The organism is Hymenobacter mucosus (assembly GCF_900188255.1).
Classification (GTDB): Bacteria; Bacteroidota; Bacteroidia; order Cytophagales; family Hymenobacteraceae; genus Hymenobacter; species Hymenobacter mucosus.
The window spans coordinates 138,486-153,428 of record NZ_FZNS01000009.1 but is presented as its reverse complement, the minus strand read 5'-3'; the positions used below and the strand labels follow the sequence as shown (position 1 = coordinate 153,428).

Genomic DNA, 14,943 nt, shown 5'->3' with positions numbered 1-14,943 from the left:
CGTACGAAACTCCTAAGCCGTAGCTTGGTGCTGCCCGGGCCGTTTCCTCGCCAAAGTGGCCGTTTCTATTTTTCCCCGCCTTGCCCGCTATGAGTAGCCTTCGTTCCTTCCACGCCGAATCTGAAACTGCCCTTTGGCAGCAAGTTGCAGCCGATCTTCAGCAGCAAGAAGACATCCTTGAGTATAGTGCCGACTTACACGAGGGAGGCTACCAGATGCGTTTGGAGTTGGAGGTGGACTTGGGTGGCGGTTTTGAGGGCGGCTATGAAACAACCAGCTTCATGGCGCTGGTACCAGGGGCCCCCACCTTGCGTTTCGCCTTACACGAGCAGGATTGGATACATCAGCTGGGGAAGGCCCTGGGCATGCAAGATGTGCAAGTGGGCGACCCGGAGCTGGATGCGGCGTACATAATCAAAACCAATGAACCGGGCCGCTTGCAGCAACTGCTGGCAGAGCCTGGTGTGCGTGCAGTTCTGCTGAAATACCAAGAGCTACGCCTAGATTTGGTGGCGGCTCCCGAGGATACTCCCGGCGGGGTGTGGCTAACGTTTATCAAAGAACAGGCTATTGTGGAGCCCGAGGCCCTGCGAGAAATCTACCACATGCTCCTGACCCTGCTACGCCATTTGTCGCCAGCGTCTGCTAACCCCAGCAGACGCTAAGTACTGCTTCTCACAGCAACGCTGATGTCCCTTATTGATAAGATTGCCTGGCTTCACCTACATGAAGGGCGCATTCTGAGCACCCGCAGCCGGGGCAAAGACCGGTACTACTTGCCCGGTGGAAAGCGGGAGCCCGGCGAAACCGATGCCCAAACGCTCGTGCGGGAAATACGCGAGGAGCTAACAGTAGAACTGGACTCGGGCACCCTCGTGCATGTAGGCACCTTTACGGCGCCAGCCCACGGTCATCCGGATGGGGTACTGGTCCAGATGACGTGCTACTCCGGACACTACGCTGGCCACTTGCAGCCCGCCGCTGAAATTGCGGAAGTTCTGTGGCTATCCTACCGCCACCGCCCGCTGGTGTCTGCTGTAGATCAAGTCATCTTTGATTGGTTGCGCGCACAATATCAACTCGCCGACTAAAGTACCCGCAGCTTGCTTCGCGAGGATACGCTAGCGGCTGCACACTTTTCACTTCTACCCTACGCGCTATGCAGTCGCCTCAGCAACCCGAACTTCCTACCTGGGTTTTCTTGCTCCTCCGGTTTGGCTCGGCAGCGCTGGTAGTAGGGCTGGCGTGGTACCTGGTAAAGTGCCAGGGGTAGCAGACTCTTGCGCGGGTTCTACGCTGCTTTACTTTCCTGACTACTCCAATAGCCGGATAGCAACAAAAAAATATTTGTTTACTTTGAAATGCAAAGTTCTTTTATATCCTTTGCATCACTCCGGCTTACTACCAGGACCGGCAGCTGCTGGGAGACAGAAACACACACAAGCTTGATTCTCTGGGCTACGCTTCTACTGCAAGGATGCTTACCAAAGGCTTCTAATAGAATCTGTGTCTTCTGCTGCTGCTACTTGCTTCCTACGGCTTTTCTCATCTGTTGTACGTCAAACACACTACTGTCATGACACTCGCTAAAAGCGTTACTCGCGTTGCCTTGGCTACGGGGCTTCTGTTGCTCATTCCCTTGACAGCCAAGCTGTTTATTGCCGAAATGGCTTGGAGTGTGGGCGACTTTGTTGCTGCGGGCATTCTACTGTTCGGGGCTGGTCTCACGTTCGTGTTGATTGCGCGAATGAGCGACAGCACCGCGTATAGATTGGCCGTGGGCGTAGCAGTAGCGGCCGGGCTCTTGCTTGTGTGGGCGAATTTGGCCGTGGGCCTCGTCGGGAGCGAAGACAACCCTGCTAATCTGCTCTACCTGGGAGTGCTGGCCGTGGCGCTCATCGGGGCCTTTGTGGCGCGGTTCCGGCCGTTGGGCATGTCGAATGCCATGTTTGCGGCGTCGCTCACCTACATCGTGGTTACTGCCGTGGCGCTGTTTGTCTGGACCCCAACGGGTGTGGCGGCGGAGCCCCAGGTGAAGCTGCTGAATGTGCTGGTTGCCAATGGTGCTTTTGCCGCCATCTGGGCGGTTTCGGGCTGGCTGTTTCGCCGCGCCACCAACTCGCACCGGCAACTGGCTTAGAGGAACAGACTCTGAACCCCATCATTCCTGAACCTTACCTGATACTCCTATGGCGATATCCCAATTTGTAATGGCAGGCATCCTGCTGCTGGTCTTGGGCCTCCTATATCTGCTAGTAGCCAGCCGGGGCCGCAATGGCACCTACAAACTGGCTGCAGGAGTAGCCACGGCGGCTTCCCTCCTGCTGGTGTGGGGCAACCTGGCCGTGGGCTTCATCGGCAGCGAAGACAACCCCATGAATCTGCTGTATGGAGCGGTGCTAGCCGTTGGCTTCATTGGGGCGGCAGTGGCCCGGCTTCAGCCCCAGGGTATGGCTCGTGCTATGTTTGCCGCCGCGCTTACTCAGTTTGCTGTGCCGTTTGTCGCTCTCCTGATCAAGCGGCCTGAGCTTAACATGGGTGTACTGTGGGTGATTGTGCTGAATACTGTTTTTGCTGGGCTGTGGGTGGCGGCGGGATGGCTATTCCGCCGTGCCACCACTATTAGTTCGGGAATAGGCCGGCAGATGGCGTAGTGAGAGGGACCACAAATGGCATCAGCTCGACAATGCAGTAGCCAACTATTCTACAAGCCATATCCTTACGCTATAGACATCTCACGTCATATCATATCGTTATTACAGAAATAAGCAACGCACCAAGACCCAAGTGGTTTTGGTGCGTTTCGTTTGTTGCTATAGGCGCTACCCTACTTGCACGAACATACTGCTGCATACCACCTCATCTCATGCTGAATAGTTTCAGGGAGAATGTGCATCCTACCGTTCGCACTACCTGCAAATGGATTTGCCTTGGCGCAGTTCGCAGCCCGCTTATACTAGTCAGGCAACTAACCGAATCATATAAGTTTGAACGATAGAGCTGTTTCCCTCCTAGAGTATATTCCGTTACACTTCTTGGTCAGACGGAGCTCAGAGTGAAGCAGAATATGAGAGCAAACGCAGCCTCCGTTTATGAAGCACTATTGTAGGTGCATGACAGCCAGCGAAGCTATTACACGCAGTATTTATCAACTCTAGAACCATGAAGTTTTCACTTGCCCTTTTGCTGCTAGTTGCTGTTGAAGCAAAGCCCTATCTCCACCAAGTAAGTGCTGCAGCCGGCAAAGTAGTTTATCAATCAGGGGACTTAACCATCGTGCAAGTCTCTAAAGGCACCTTTGTTCATACTTCTTTCTTGAGCACCGAAAGCTTCGGCAAAGTGCCTTGCAACGGCCTAATCGTGAAAAGCGGAAAAGAAACCGTCGTGTTCGACACTCCTACTCATGACAAGGAATCGAAAGAACTGATTGCCTGGATAAAAAAGGATCTTCACTGTACGATAAAGGCGATAATCCCAACGCATTTCCACGACGACTGTGTTGGCGGCTTAAAGGAGTTTGAACAAAGCAAAATTCCGTCTTATGCCAGCGAGAAGACAATTGCGTATGCCAAGCAGAATGGAGCCAACGTTCCGCAGCACGGATTCACGGATAGCCTTGCTTTACGAGTTGGCAAGACCAAAGTCTACGCTGCTTTTTGGGGAGAGGGGCATACCAAAGACAATGTGGTGGGCTATTTCCCGGATGATGAAGTCCTGTTTGGCGGGTGCTTAGTTAAAGAGTTGCAAGCTGGAAAAGGCAACCTCGCCGACGCCAATGCCCAAGCATGGCCCGCAACGGTGAAAAGGGTGAAACGGGAGTATCCTAATGTGAAAGTTGTCGTTCCGGGGCACGGCAAAGTCGGCGACCAAAGCCTACTCGACTACACTATCCAACTCTTCCAGCAACCGTAGCCTATTGGTTACTGGAAGCTGCCAGTATAGCAGAGCTATGCTTTCTCAATACAGAAATCTGAGCCTGCTTAGTGCACCAAACCCAGACCGTCCGCCTCTAGAGCAGCTACTTCAACCGGGCTTGTTCCTAGGTAGTCTGCCGCTACGCATCAGTAGAGTATAACCTCTATTACCCAACGGGTCACGAGTTACCGGCTCGGGCCAATTAGGGGCACGGTACTGCTGCCGTAAGAGCAAATCAGGCACCAGCCGCGAAAACGCTATAACTTGCTGGCAAGCTACGTGAAGCAAAAACGCGTAACTATCTGCAAACAAGAATCAAGAAACGAACACATAGAATATGGCTTCAGGTTTTTTTGCGCTACTGGATGATATTTCCGCTTTGGTAAAGGCAAGCGCCGCTAGTTTAGATGATGTGCCTACCCAGGTAGCCAAAACCACCGGTAAAGTTTCCGGCATTGTCATCGACGATACGGCGGTTACGCCCAAGTATGTGGTGGGCCTGGACCCATCCCGTGAGCTTTCCATCATTTACCGGATAGCGAAAAAGTCACTGATCAATAAGATATTCATTCTGAGTCCGGCGGCTTTGCTGCTGGGGTATTTCGCTCCTTGGGCCATTACGCCCATCCTTATGTTGGGCGGGGCTTACTTATGTTTCGAGGGGTATGAAAAGGTGCACTCCATGTTCAGCAAGCACCACGACGAGCAGGCTGAAAGCGAGCAGCTACAAGAGATTACGCCAGAGGAGCTGGAACAGGAACGGGTGGCGGGAGCCGTTCGCACCGATATCATCCTGTCAGCCGAAATCATAGCCATTGCCTATAGCCAGGTAGCCGACCAGCCCATCATCAACCAGATTGTCGTAATGCTGGCCGTGGCCGTGTTTATTACCGTGGCGGTATATGGCTTTGTGGGCTTGCTTGTAAAAGCCGACGATATAGGAGTGCACCTCGCCCAAGACAAATACCACCCCGCTGTGCAAAAATTGGGGCGCGGTATTGTGAAATTTATGCCGCACTTCCTGCGTATCCTCGGGTATGTGGGTACGGCAGCCATGCTGTGGGTAGGGGCCGAAATCATAGCCCACGGCATTCCGTTTACCGCTCACTTACTGCACGATTTGGAACAGGCGTTAGCTCACATACCCGCTGTGGCCTGGCTTGCCAAGGCACTGGCCTGTGCTATTGGCGGGTTAATGATCGGTTTTGTAGTTGAGAAACTCGTGCTGCTGTTCAAGAAGGTATTCAGCAAGCAAAAATGAGTTGCAAATAACCAACTCGCGTCAGCTAGGTAGTGGCCCATGCATTCTGGCTGTTTCCTGCAAACTAAGAAAGCTCCCAGCAGCTGGTACACCTGCGGCTGAAGGTGCTTGGAGAAAATAGTTTTGCTGGCGCGAGTTTAGCGTAGCATAACTCGTGCCCATTCGTAGCGGGAGACTATGCCTCACCCGCTCGCGCCAGTTGGAGCTAAAAGCAACTAAAATCAGGATTATTGCAAGTCTCTCAAGCACGAAACTATTTCCATCCAAAATATGCCCAGGGGTAATTAGTACGACGCCCTATAAGCTGCTTATTCAATTCAGCTTCTTTCTTTGACAAACCTAATATTCTATACAAGCAGCTTAAATAATTTTTTGTATAAATAACAATTAATGAATCTCCGTTGAAATCATAATCATTCAGCAAGCCACCTTCAACTAAACTCGAGTATTCCTTTGTAAAATTAGTTTTTGCAGTGACAGTATCCTCAGTATCAAAATCACTATACAATTCTACGAGCAACATTAGCATCAATAACTTTCGCAAGTTGACATCCTCAACCTGATCAACATAGGCTTGCATTGTATTCACATCACCAAGCCATTTAGGCGTTGTTACTTTGAAATAGTTGAGGTGAGCCAACAAATGGTTGGGTCTTAGATAAGAGGCATTTTCAAAACTAGATTGTGCCGCCTCTGCATCACTGAATCCCATATATACCCTAATCAGACGAGCAAATGATTCTGCCTCAAGTACTGGGGTGCTAAATCGATAAGAAAAATTATCATGCGCCTTCTGTAGATGGAGCGTGAAGCCATCTACTTGCTCACCAGACAATGTATGCCCCCAGTTACCACCACGCCTTTCCCAAGCAAGGTATAGATTATGCGCCCCTGCCACTATTTCCCTAACTTCAGACTTCCCTTCCAGCAAGTACTTATTAATCATGTTGGCGTAAGTGCTACCTAGACACACACCATCTAGCAGCCGAGTTAAGTCCTCGCTTCCTAAGCCCATCACTAATCTGTCGAAGTCATCCCAGCGGCCATCGCCTAGCAGTTTATCAGCGCCTGTCTGCTTTATTAATCCATATGAGTAATCAGGTGCGCTGTTGAATAATAGCCCGCCAGCGGATAGCAGATTAGAGAATATGCCCATGAAACGTAAAATGAGAAACCTAGCAAAATGGTGTGGTACTATGCAAACAGTCGGGTCGAAAATATGCTATGTTGTCCGAATACTCTAATACACAAGCAAAAAACACAGTCAAAACGTCAGCATAAGTTCTTCTGCACCCCATTTGCTAAGCACTCGTAGAACTTCCTAACCCGAAGCACCTACCTAGACTTAGCAAGCCATGAACTTTAATAATTATACCATCAAGGCACAGGAGGCCGTGCAGAAGGCCACTGAAATTGCCGGGGGCAATCAGCAGCAGGCCATTGACACCGGCCACCTGCTGAAGGGCCTCTTCCAGAGCGATGAGAATGTATTGTCGTTTCTGGCCAAGAAGCTGGGTGTGAACCTGAATATCCTCACGCCCCGCCTCGATGCCTTGGTAACGGGCTACCCCAAAGTAAGCGGGGGCTCGCCTTACCTGTCCAACGAAGCCGCCGCCGCTCTGCAGCGCGCTACTGGCTTCCTGAAAGAGTTTGACGACGAATACGTGTCGGTGGAGCACCTGCTGCTGGGGTTGCTGGGCGGTAAAGACGCCGTAGCTACCCTGATGAAGGATGCCGGCTTCAACGAGAAAGACCTGAAAGCGGCCATCAAGGAGCTGCGCGGGGGTCGCAAGGTGACTAGCCAGACTGCCGAAGACCAGTACCAGAGCCTCAACCGCTACGCCCGTAACCTCAATGAGCAGGTGCGCACCGGTAAGATGGACCCCGTTATTGGCCGCGACGAGGAAATCCGCCGCGTACTACAGATTCTGAGCCGCCGCACTAAGAACAACCCTGTCCTGCTGGGTGAGCCCGGCGTTGGTAAAACCGCCATTGTAGAAGGCTTGGCTCAGCGCATTGTGGCTGGCGACGTGCCCGAAAACCTCCAGGATAAAATCATCATGTCCCTGGACATGGGCTTGCTCATTGCGGGCGCCAAATACAAGGGCGAGTTTGAGGAGCGCCTCAAGTCCGTTATCAAAGAAGTAACCGACTCCGAAGGCCAGATCATTCTGTTCATCGACGAGATGCACATCCTGATTGGGGCCGGCGGCGGTGGCGAAGGTGCCATGGACGCCGCCAACCTACTTAAGCCTGCCCTGGCCCGCGGTGAGCTGCATTCCATTGGGGCTACTACCCTCAAGGAGTACCAGAAGTACATTGAGAAGGACAAAGCTCTGGAACGCCGCTTCCAGGCCGTGATGGTAGATGAGCCGACTACAGAGGATGCCATCAGCATCATGCGCGGCATCAAGGAGAAGTACGAGCTGCACCACGGCGTACGCATCACCGACGACGCCGTAATTGCCGCCGTAGAGCTTAGCTCCCGCTACATCACCGACCGATTCTTGCCCGACAAGGCCATTGACCTGATGGACGAGGCTGCCGCCAAGCTGCGCATCGAGCTGAACTCTATGCCCGTGGAGTTGGATGAGGTGCAGCGCCGCATTATGCAGCTGGAAATTGAGCGCGAAGCCATCCGCCGGGAGGAAAACCACGACCGGGAGAACGTGCTTAACAAGGACCTGGCGGAGCTAACGGCCAAGCGCGACACCCTGAAAGCCCAGTGGGAAAACGAGAAATCGGCCCTCACCAGCATTCAGACCGAGAAAGAGAACATTGAGCGCTACAAGCTGGAAGCCGATCAGGCCGAACGCCAGGGCGACTACGGCCGCGTGGCAGAGCTGCGCTACGGTAAGATTCAGGAAGCCGAAGCCAAGCTAAAAGAGCTACAGGCCCAGGCCGAAGCCGACAAAGGCAAAGACGGCGGCTCGATGCTGCAGGAAGTGGTAACCTCCGAGGACATTGCCGAGGTAGTAGCCAAGTGGACTGGTATTCCGGTAAGCAAGATGCTACAGTCGGACCGCGAGAAGCTGCTGAACCTGGAGCAAGAGCTAGGCAAGCGTGTAGCTGGCCAGACGGAAGCCATTGCGGCCATTTCTGATGCCGTGCGCCGCTCCCGCGCCGGTTTGCAAGATCCCAAGCGCCCGATTGGTTCGTTCATCTTCCTGGGTACTACCGGCGTGGGTAAAACCGAACTGGCGAAGGCCCTGGCCGAGTACCTGTTCAACGATGAGAACAGCATGGTTCGCATTGACATGAGCGAGTACCAGGAACGCCACGCTGTATCGCGCCTGATTGGGGCGCCTCCCGGCTACGTGGGTTACGACGAAGGTGGGCAGTTGACCGAGGCCGTACGCCGCAAGCCGTACTCGGTAATTCTACTCGACGAAATAGAGAAGGCGCACCCCGATGTGTTCAATATCTTGCTGCAGGTGCTCGATGATGGCCGCCTCACCGACAACAAAGGCCGGGTGGCGAACTTCAAGAACACCATCATCATTATGACCTCCAACACGGGCGCCGACATCATTCAGAAGAACTTCAAAGAACTGAATGAGTACAACCACGACGAAGTGGTGGACCGTACCCGCGAGGAAGTGGTGGAGCGACTCAAAGGCCACATGCGTCCCGAGTTTCTGAACCGCATCGACGAGATTGTGATGTTCCAGCCGCTCAAGCGTAAGGAAATCCGCAAGATCGTGGACATCCAGTTCCGGCAGATTCAGCAGCGCTTGGAAGAAGCTGGCATCCGCCTGGAAGCCACCGACGAGGTGCTTGACTACCTCGGTGAGCAGGGCTTCGATCCGCAGTTCGGGGCCCGGCCGCTGAAGCGGGTGTTGCAGCGCCTTGTGCTCAATGAGCTGTCGAAAGATATCCTCTCGGGCCGCGTGAGCAAAGACGCCGTGGTGGAAGCCGTGCTGGAAGACGAGCAGATTCGTTTCGTGAACGTGGACGTGGAAATCCCAGGCGTGTAAAACAACCCATTGTTAAATAGTAAAAGCCCCGCTGGCACAGTGCCAGCGGGGCTTTTTGCGTATTCAAACTAGTGTCAGGCAACGGCTGCACAACCTCCTGAGGAGAGCAAGTACCTTGCTACGGCGCAACCATGCAGCAAGACGCTTACTTAGGATAGCGGAAGCTACCCAAGTCTAAGACATGGTTTAACCGCAACCAGCATCTACCCATTTAACGCGAATGAGAACATAGATGCTCTCACGGACAACATCTTCTTCGTTAGCAACACTGTTGTGCTCGACTTCAAGGCGAGCAATTTCGGAGTTTCGAAGTAGCCTTCAGTAGTCAAGCGCCTGTTTATTAAAGGCTACTATCATGGAGTGGTAGTGCTGGTATGCGCTACTTTGAGCTACTATTTGCTTTGCTTTCCGGTGCTACTTGCGCGCTTTACAAATGATATACCCTGCTATTTATAAGTAGCAGGGCCTTTTTAACTATATTTTAATTTATGCAACATTGTTTCATATATACCTTCGTGCCTCATTCATCCTTCCCTTATCCTCATGAAAACAGTAACCCGTACTATTCTTTATCCGGCCACAGCCTTGCTTCTAGGCAGTGCGTTCTCCTCCTGCGACAGAAATGACTCGGAGGTAGTGACGCCGGAGAAAACGGAAAGTCAGCACGTGCGGCTACTAGTGGCCGACCAAACGAGTACCGCCGTACATCTACTCGACCCAAAGAAAAAGGCACAGGAAAGCTTTCAAGCTAGCTTTGGCGGTGCCACACTGTACCCAACAGGTAGCGGGCGTTTTGCCGCTTTTGTGTCGGGTGCCAATAACTCGGTAGAGTTTTTTGATAGCGGCATTGAAGCTCACGGCGACCATGCCCACACGAAGGGCACCCCCAAATGGGCTCTCACAAAATCAGCTGCTGTGAAGCCCGCCCATTTCACTGTGCAGGGTAGCAGCATTGCTATCTTCGGGGATGGTGATGGCAAGTTGCACATCACAAATGAATCACAGTTGCATTTAGCTACTACTACCACTGCGGTACCAGTAGGAAGTGCGCATCATGGCGCTGTAATCACGTTTGCCAATAATACCTACGCCGTCTCAGATAAGGCTACAACTGGTGCTACTCCTTGGCGGGTAAAGATTGTTAACGCGCAGGGCAACGAAGTAGGTAGCCCTTCTGGTATTGCGGTAACCAACATTCACGGCAACGCTACCGATGGCTCCGTGGCCGTGTTTGGCACTCCGCAAGGCATTCTTAAGGTTCAGAGTTCCGGTCAGCAAGAGCTAATTCCCTACCCAGCTAGCTTTGGCTCGAACTGGCTGTCTAGCCTCAGCTATGGAGCATCTGCCAAAACATTCTTGGGCATGAATGCCACGGCTGGTCTGCACATGGTAAATCCCGTAGCAAAAACCTTTACAAGCCTGGGTGGCATCACGCAGTATACCCGCGCGGTATACGATGCGGCTGGCCAGGACATCTTGGTTTTACAGGCCGATGGCAAGCTTTCTATATTTGATGGTGCTACTGGAGCAAAGAAAATAGACAAGTCGCTCACGGGGCTGCTGCCCGACGTGGCCACGGTAGTGCCCTTCCTCACGGCTACTAAGACCCATGTGTATATCACGAACGCCACGCAGGGAAAAGTGCACATGCTGGACAAAGCTACCCTGGCCGAGAAGCATACCTTTAGTGTAGGAGGTGCCCCCTCCCGCATCGTGATGATTGGGGCGGACCTGAGCGGGGAAGGCGACCATTAAGCCCAGCTACCAGCACTTATTTACACACGGCTCTGTCATGCGTGGAGTGGTAGCACTGGTAGCACTGAATGTATAAAACCAATAAGAAACCCCACCGGTATTGCACCGGTGGGGTTTCTTATTAGTAGAGAAACTTATTTGTGACTGCTCAGAATTACGTTCTAACAGCAAGTTGCATTATGAATACGTTTATTATACCCGTCCACTAATTACTTTATACACATTCGGATATTTATTCGATAAAAATTTAACTATTAAGAGCGTCGCCATAAATATTAACACCGGGTTAAACCACAGGGTGTAGCTGGAGTTTTGCAAACCTACTTTCTTGATAGCAAAAAAGGTAACGACAATTAGCAATGGGTGATATAAATAGATCATCAAAGAATAATTCCGGCCTATCCTGGAGAGAATTGTGTCCTTGGGGGTTACAATGGCGAAGGACAGCATAAAGACGCCCATAGAGAACAGGAACGTGCCGAACAGGAACTCGTGGGCGAACAGGCCTTCCTTGCGGAAAGAAAATAGGATATAGCTCTCAATGTACTGTAGCGCAAAGCCAGCCACCATCATACCCACGCTAAACCACTTGCTAAACCGCTGTTCCAGGTGAAATCTGGAGTACATGAACCCAATAAATAGAAAGGGAATGGACAGCAGAAATCTGGATAAATGGCCCTCCACGTAGGGGCCCGTCAGCACAGAATAGGGGCTATAGAGCAGAATAAATACCAGAGTACCGGCGGCAACGCTCGGAAGTAGTTTTTCCATCTTCAAAGACAAGAAAAACCACAACGTAATGTACCCAAAAATCATGGACCCAATAAACCATAGGTGAATGTAGTCGCCCAGGATTAGGGATTTAACCGAAAAAATATCAGCGGCCGTGTAGTACTCGGTTTTCAGGGCAATGAACAGGTACACAATATTGGCAAGTGCAAATATTGCGACTAGATTTTTCAGCACATGCATGAAGGCCTGATCTAGATTGGCTTTGCTTTTCTTTTCGAAGAAGTAGCCACTTACCAGAAAAAAGAAAGGCACGGCCCACCTAGCGCACAAGGACATGGCAGAAACGCCTCTGGCACTCAGGTCCGAGTAGGGCATGTGAAGCATGATCACGCAGAATGCGCCTATGGCTCTCAGCATATCTATTGTGTAGTTCCGAGCGTCGCTTCGCATTATGGCTGTCTGCATATGAGTTGAAAAAGTGTCTTCTGAGTTGCGTGTTTTTGGGTGGAGTAGACAGGACGAAATTCTTTTACAATCATCTAATTAGTAGACCATACCAACGGGTAATGGCATCCATAATCAGTATTAATGGGGCATACTGCTGCTAGAGCAGGCCTTAGGAAGCTTGCTTGTACAACACATGCCTGTGGGTGGGCTTTATTTCTTTCTTTTCTGCGCGAAAGGCAGCCACTGCACTACATAGTCGGGTAGCGGTTTTCCCTGCGCCAAGTCTTCCAACAGCTTCCGCTCATTACGACGGCTAAACAGAACCCTAATCGTCAGCCCCGATGCCAAGGCACTAGTTCCTAAGACGTAATCTATTCCTGTCTGCCAGTTTCCCTCTCCTCTGGCTACATAACTAGTAGCTCCTGCTACCACCATTCCGCCCGCCACTGCGCCAATTGTACCATACAGCCGGCCGCGCTTGAAAAGCCGGTGTAGTACTTGCCGTGTGCTATCCGATACACTACCCGCTTGATACGCACCTACTGAGTTTGCCGGAGAAGGCGCAGTTTGCTGGGCAAAACACGTACTACTGGCCGCTAGCCATAGCATTAGGGCAACTAAAGTTAGTTTCATTGAACGAAGGAAATATGGTAGAATAACTTGACTCGCCGAATATATAACTTCTTTATTGGCTATATATTTCACCGCATAAAATAATAATTACCACCACCTTACCCTTACCCCTATTTATGGGGGCAGGTATACAAACACAAAGCGCTGTTCTGAAGCAGAACAGCACTTTCGAGTTGAAAACTACTAGTGCTAAGCGGATTACCCCAGGTACCAGGCTTGCTGCTTCTTACTCAGCAGACAACCGCTTAGTGCCGGTAGTGGCTTACAGGTACCCACCTAGTACGAGGTACTGCACGGCGTCTTGCTGGGCGGCCCCTACCCCTCCCACGGCGGAGCGATTGTGGTACTTGTTGTCCTTCTTCACCAGCATTTTATAGGTGATGTCACGGGCACCGGGAGAGTCGGCCATCCAGGCCTCAATATTGACCTCCGCAATAGTGAGGCCGTCGGGTAACACCACTGCCCAATTGGAATGCCCCTTATCATTGCTTATGAGGCTGAGGTAACCAATCACCTTGTCATCCTGGATAATTTCGGTGCGCTGGGTGCGCTTATTGAAAGCAATGGCGGCCGGGCCGCGGCGGGCACGCTCTACCATTTGATACTCCAGGGGCTTGGCATTGTTCTGAGCTGCGGTTTCGGCTGCGTACTTGGCCGAGAGCTTTTCGCCGTAGGCTTCCGTGAAGCGCTTAATACCATCGGGGTTAGGTTGCCCGTCGCGCATCACCTCATTTTTCACCAGGGCCTCCGCTAGCTGTTGGGCGAAGTTCAGCCCGGTCTTACCCATCTCAGCAGTTTCGCCACCGGGCTGAAACGTCATCATGTAGTAGATAAACGTTTCATTGTTGGGCAAAGAAGTGATGTTGCCTTTGGCTTTCATCACCTCCTTATCATCAAGCGTGAGCAAGGTGAAGTCTTTCATCATCATGCTCCCCGCCTTGGTGAGCTTGGCGTAGGGCTTCTTATCCACGGTAATGACGTCGCCCTTTACAACCACGTTTTGCGCCTGGGCCACCAATGTAAGCGCCACGGATAAAAACAGAGTAGCACCCGCGCGCCGGGCGTGAGGGGTAATAGAAATGGTCATGTAAACGAACAAGGATAAAGTGAAAAGTAAACGGCACATGCCCAAGGCCATTGAGCCATATAAGCAGAAGTAGCCCACTCAAATAATGCTCCGGTTTTTCGCAGGCGCCATTAAGGTGCTAAGTGAGCGAACACGCGTCTATTAGTCAAGGAGCCATATAGCACAGCTACCGTGAGCAAGCAACCCAAAGGCGTCACAGTAGCGTTGGCAAGGCCTCTTTTGCTTTAGCTCTATTGCCCAGCTACTAAGTGTTAGCAGACATTCCGCTGCCGCCCTAGTTAGTCCAGGAAGGGTAGCTACCGAAAAATACCAGTACTTAGTATTGAATAAGCACTATACTGTTGCGTTTTCTTTGTTGGTACCTACCCCTCTAGGGTGCAGGTACCGCCAGACCCGAAAACACGCCGATACTGCTTGCTGACTGCCATCTTGTAGCTTTGCACAATGTCGTTGTCTGTTTTTTCGACCTACCTCCAGCTCGGGTTTCACCACATTTTCAACCTGCAGGCCTACGACCACCTCGTGTTTCTGCTGGCCCTCTGCGCCCCCTATGTGCTCCAAGACTGGCGTAGAGTGGTAGCCTTGGTCACAAGTTTCACGGTGGGCCACTCCCTTACGCTGGCGCTAGCGACCCTGAACGTGGTAAGCTACTCGCCAAAGCTGATTGAGGTGCTGATTCCGGTAACCATTGTGCTTACCTGCCTGCTGAATCTGGCGCGCGCGGGCAAGCCTTCTGCCCGCCCCAGTGAGCGGCGACGCTCCGATGCTATCATCCTCACCCTGCCTAATCTGCTGGCTGCCGTATTTGGGCTGATTCACGGCCTAGGCTTCTCTAGCTACCTGCGCGAACTGCTGGGCCGCCAGAGCCGACCCGTGCTGGAACTACTCAGTTTCAATATTGGCGTGGAACTAGGTCAACTAGTTATTGTAGGCCTCATTTTGCTGCTGGGCTTTGTGCTGCTGCGCGTCGTTAATGTTGCCCGCCGCGACTGGCTTTTGGTAACTAGCGGCGCGGCGTTGGGCATTGCTGTTGTCTTGCTCTTGGGGCAGTTGTAGGAAAAGCCCCACATAGGGTACGCCTCCTGTTGCGGCACGTGACTAGCGCATGCGGAGCGCTATGACATTAATTTGTCACT

General features: G+C 52.0%; 13 protein-coding genes. 9 read left to right on the top strand and 4 right to left on the bottom strand.

What is annotated here, in order from left to right:
- Window positions 1-89: 89 nt before the first annotated feature.
- From CHB83_RS18405 to CHB83_RS18380, 6 genes are all read left to right on the top strand, one after another.
- Window positions 90-665, top strand: coding sequence for a hypothetical protein (locus CHB83_RS18405; RefSeq protein ID WP_052695412.1), 576 nt, complete (start codon window positions 90-92; stop codon window positions 663-665).
- A gap of 24 nt (window positions 666-689) precedes the next feature.
- The gene (locus tag CHB83_RS18400; RefSeq protein ID WP_089333662.1) at window positions 690-1,091 is read left to right on the top strand and encodes an NUDIX hydrolase; all 402 of its coding nucleotides are present in this window, start codon (window positions 690-692) and stop codon (window positions 1,089-1,091) included.
- A 485-nt stretch (window positions 1,092-1,576) separates the two neighbouring features.
- The gene (locus CHB83_RS18395; protein ID WP_045689659.1) at window positions 1,577-2,140 is read left to right on the top strand and encodes a hypothetical protein; all 564 of its coding nucleotides are present in this window, start codon (window positions 1,577-1,579) and stop codon (window positions 2,138-2,140) included.
- Between the two features lie 49 nt (window positions 2,141-2,189).
- Window positions 2,190-2,654, top strand: coding sequence for a hypothetical protein (locus CHB83_RS18390; protein ID WP_143437186.1), 465 nt, complete (start codon window positions 2,190-2,192; stop codon window positions 2,652-2,654).
- 508 nt (window positions 2,655-3,162) lie between these two features.
- Window positions 3,163-3,912 carry a subclass B1 metallo-beta-lactamase gene (gene bla / locus CHB83_RS18385; RefSeq protein ID WP_089333660.1) on the top strand — a complete coding sequence of 250 codons (750 nt, stop codon included), beginning with the start codon at window positions 3,163-3,165 and terminating at the stop codon, window positions 3,910-3,912.
- A 340-nt stretch (window positions 3,913-4,252) separates the two neighbouring features.
- Window positions 4,253-5,176 carry a DUF808 domain-containing protein gene (locus tag CHB83_RS18380; RefSeq protein ID WP_089333659.1) on the top strand — a complete coding sequence of 308 codons (924 nt, stop codon included), beginning with the start codon at window positions 4,253-4,255 and terminating at the stop codon, window positions 5,174-5,176.
- Between the two features lie 253 nt (window positions 5,177-5,429).
- On the opposite strand, the gene CHB83_RS18375 is transcribed toward CHB83_RS18380, so the two are convergent.
- A complete protein-coding gene (locus CHB83_RS18375; protein ID WP_089333658.1) occupies window positions 5,430-6,332 on the bottom strand; it encodes a hypothetical protein in 903 nt (300 codons plus the stop codon).
- A 199-nt stretch (window positions 6,333-6,531) separates the two neighbouring features.
- Between CHB83_RS18375 and clpB the strand changes: the two genes are divergently transcribed.
- Together clpB and CHB83_RS18365 are read left to right on the top strand one after the other, a co-directional pair.
- On the top strand, window positions 6,532-9,153 hold the full coding sequence (gene clpB / locus CHB83_RS18370; protein ID WP_089333657.1) for an ATP-dependent chaperone ClpB: 2,622 nt from the start codon (window positions 6,532-6,534) through the stop codon (window positions 9,151-9,153).
- A gap of 543 nt (window positions 9,154-9,696) precedes the next feature.
- Complete coding sequence (locus CHB83_RS18365; protein WP_089333656.1) at window positions 9,697-10,908, top strand: YncE family protein; 1,212 nt, start codon at window positions 9,697-9,699, stop codon at window positions 10,906-10,908.
- 192 nt (window positions 10,909-11,100) lie between these two features.
- Here CHB83_RS18365 and CHB83_RS18360 read toward each other — a convergent pair whose 3' ends face one another.
- The 3 genes from CHB83_RS18360 to CHB83_RS18350 all read right to left on the bottom strand — a co-directional run bounded on the left by CHB83_RS18360 (window position 11,101) and on the right by CHB83_RS18350 (window position 13,807).
- Window positions 11,101-12,090 (bottom strand): acyltransferase, encoded by a 990-nt coding sequence (locus CHB83_RS18360; protein ID WP_394340157.1) that lies wholly within the window; start codon window positions 12,088-12,090, stop codon window positions 11,101-11,103.
- A 207-nt stretch (window positions 12,091-12,297) separates the two neighbouring features.
- Window positions 12,298-12,720: a patatin-like phospholipase domain-containing protein gene (locus tag CHB83_RS18355; protein WP_045687889.1), complete on the bottom strand. Its 423-nt coding sequence runs from the start codon at window positions 12,718-12,720 to the stop codon at window positions 12,298-12,300.
- 262 nt (window positions 12,721-12,982) lie between these two features.
- A complete protein-coding gene (locus CHB83_RS18350; RefSeq protein ID WP_089333654.1) occupies window positions 12,983-13,807 on the bottom strand; it encodes a hypothetical protein in 825 nt (274 codons plus the stop codon).
- Window positions 13,808-14,251: 444 nt separating this feature from the next.
- Here CHB83_RS18350 and CHB83_RS18345 point away from each other — a divergent pair, with 444 nt between their 5' ends.
- Complete coding sequence (locus CHB83_RS18345) at window positions 14,252-14,863, top strand: HupE/UreJ family protein (RefSeq protein WP_089333653.1); 612 nt, start codon at window positions 14,252-14,254, stop codon at window positions 14,861-14,863.
- Window positions 14,864-14,943: the final 80 nt, after the last annotated feature.

Coding starts and splice junctions, on each gene's coding strand:
- CHB83_RS18365 (WP_089333656.1), top strand. CDS start 9,697: ATGAAAACAGTAACCCGTACTATTCTTTATCCGGCCACAGCCTTGCTT.
- CHB83_RS18405 (WP_052695412.1), top strand. CDS start 90: ATGAGTAGCCTTCGTTCCTTCCACGCCGAATCTGAAACTGCCCTTTGG.
- bla (WP_089333660.1), top strand. CDS start 3,163: ATGAAGTTTTCACTTGCCCTTTTGCTGCTAGTTGCTGTTGAAGCAAAG.
- CHB83_RS18395 (WP_045689659.1), top strand. CDS start 1,577: ATGACACTCGCTAAAAGCGTTACTCGCGTTGCCTTGGCTACGGGGCTT.
- CHB83_RS18350 (WP_089333654.1), bottom strand. CDS start 13,807: ATGACCATTTCTATTACCCCTCACGCCCGGCGCGCGGGTGCTACTCTG.
- CHB83_RS18360 (WP_394340157.1), bottom strand. CDS start 12,090: ATGCGAAGCGACGCTCGGAACTACACAATAGATATGCTGAGAGCCATA.
- CHB83_RS18345 (WP_089333653.1), top strand. CDS start 14,252: ATGTCGTTGTCTGTTTTTTCGACCTACCTCCAGCTCGGGTTTCACCAC.
- CHB83_RS18390 (WP_143437186.1), top strand. CDS start 2,190: ATGGCGATATCCCAATTTGTAATGGCAGGCATCCTGCTGCTGGTCTTG.
- CHB83_RS18400 (WP_089333662.1), top strand. CDS start 690: ATGTCCCTTATTGATAAGATTGCCTGGCTTCACCTACATGAAGGGCGC.
- CHB83_RS18355 (WP_045687889.1), bottom strand. CDS start 12,720: ATGAAACTAACTTTAGTTGCCCTAATGCTATGGCTAGCGGCCAGTAGT.
- CHB83_RS18375 (WP_089333658.1), bottom strand. CDS start 6,332: ATGGGCATATTCTCTAATCTGCTATCCGCTGGCGGGCTATTATTCAAC.
- CHB83_RS18380 (WP_089333659.1), top strand. CDS start 4,253: ATGGCTTCAGGTTTTTTTGCGCTACTGGATGATATTTCCGCTTTGGTA.
- clpB (WP_089333657.1), top strand. CDS start 6,532: ATGAACTTTAATAATTATACCATCAAGGCACAGGAGGCCGTGCAGAAG.